This window comes from Stenotrophomonas sp. FR010, assembly GCF_047520755.2.
GTDB classification, from domain to species: Bacteria; Pseudomonadota; Gammaproteobacteria; order Xanthomonadales; family Xanthomonadaceae; genus Stenotrophomonas; species Stenotrophomonas sepilia.
Genome location: NZ_JAXBQT020000053.1, coordinates 1 through 1,766, shown reverse-complemented (window position 1 = coordinate 1,766; position 1,766 = coordinate 1). Strand labels below are relative to the sequence as shown.

The following is a 1,766-nucleotide window of genomic DNA, read 5'->3' as shown; positions in this document are numbered from 1 at the left end:
GCAATCGTCTTCAAGGAAACGCGTGACATGTGTGGAATCGTGGGTGCGATCGCCGATCGCGACGTAGTACCGGTACTGATCGAGGGTCTGAAGCGCCTTGAATACCGTGGCTACGATTCCTCGGGCATCGCCGTGATCGACCAGAGCGAGCGTCCGGAAGTCCGCCGGGTGCGTCGTACCGGCCGCGTGTCGGAAATGGCCATGGCGGCCGAGGCTGAGGGCTTCAATGCGGTGCTGGGCATCGGCCACACCCGCTGGGCCACCCACGGCGGTGTCACCGAGGCCAATGCACATCCGCACATCAGCCACGGTGTGGCCTTGGTGCACAACGGCATCATCGAGAACCACGAGGAACAGCGCGAGAAACTGCGCGCGATGGGCTACACCTTCGAGTCGCAGACCGATACCGAAGTCATCGCGCACCTGATCCATCATCATCTGAAGGATGGCGACGATCTGCTGGTGGCACTGCAGCACACGGTGAAGGAACTGACCGGTGCCTATGCGCTGGCCGTGGTCAGCCGCGCCGAGCCGGAGCGCTTCGTCTGCGCGCGCATGGGCTGCCCGCTGCTGGTCGGCCTGGGCGAGGGCGAGAACTTCGTCGCTTCGGATGTCTCGGCGGTGATCTCGGCCACCCGCAAGGTGATCTTCCTGGAAGAGGGCGACACCGCCGAAATCCGCCGCGATGGCGTGCGCATCTTCGACGAGCACGACCAGCCGGTCGAGCGCGACGTGCATCTGTCCGACGTATCGCTGGCATCGCTGGAGCTGGGCCCGTACCGCCACTTCATGCAGAAGGAAATCCACGAGCAGCCGCGCGCGCTGGGCGACACCATCGAGGCGGTGATCGATGCCGGTGGTTTCCCGGCCGAGCTGTTCGGCAAGAACGCCGAAGCGGTGCTGTCGGGCATCGAAGGCGTGCAGATCATTGCCTGCGGAACCAGCTACTACGCCGGCCTGACCGCGCGCTACTGGATCGAAGCCATCGCCGGCCTGCCGTGCAGCGTGGAGATCGCCAGCGAGTACCGCTATCGCGCGGCCTACGCGAACCCCAAGCATCTGATCGTGACCATCTCGCAGTCCGGCGAAACGCTGGATACGATGGAAGCGCTGAAGTACGCCAAATCGCTGGGCCACCAGCACACGCTGTCGATCTGCAACGTGCCGGAAAGCGCGATCCCGCGTGCCAGCGAACTGGTCTGCTACACCCGTGCCGGTGCCGAGATCGGCGTGGCATCGACCAAGGCCTTCACCACCCAGCTGGCGGCACTGTTCCAGCTGACCGTGGTGCTTGGCAAGCTGCATGGCCGCATCGACGCGGCGCAGGAAGCGGACTACCTGGAGCAGCTGCGCTTCCTGCCGGGCAGCGTGCAGCACGCCCTGAACATGGAGCCACAGATCGCCGCCTGGGCCGAGCGTTTCGCGCGCAAGAGCAGCGCATTGTTCCTGGGCCGCGGCCTGCATTACCCGATCGCGCTGGAAGGCGCGCTCAAGCTCAAGGAAATCTCCTACATCCATGCCGAGGCCTACCCGGCCGGTGAGCTGAAGCATGGTCCGCTGGCGCTGGTGGACGAGGACATGCCGGTGGTGGTGATCGCGCCGAACGACAGCCTGCTGGAGAAGGTGAAGTCGAACATGCAGGAAGTGCGTGCGCGTGGTGGCGAGCTGTTCGTGTTCGCCGACCAGGACAGCAACTTCAACGCGTCCGAAGGCGTACATGTGATCCGCACGCCGCGCCATGCGGGCGTGCTCAGCCCGATCGTGCA

1 protein-coding gene is annotated in these 1,766 nt (G+C 64.9%); it reads left to right on the top strand.

What is annotated here, in order from left to right:
- Positions 1-27 precede the first annotated feature (27 nt).
- On the top strand, positions 28-1,766 hold a 1,739-nt coding region (gene glmS, locus ACM0PK_RS21595), incomplete at its 3' end, for a glutamine--fructose-6-phosphate transaminase (isomerizing) (RefSeq protein WP_414608116.1).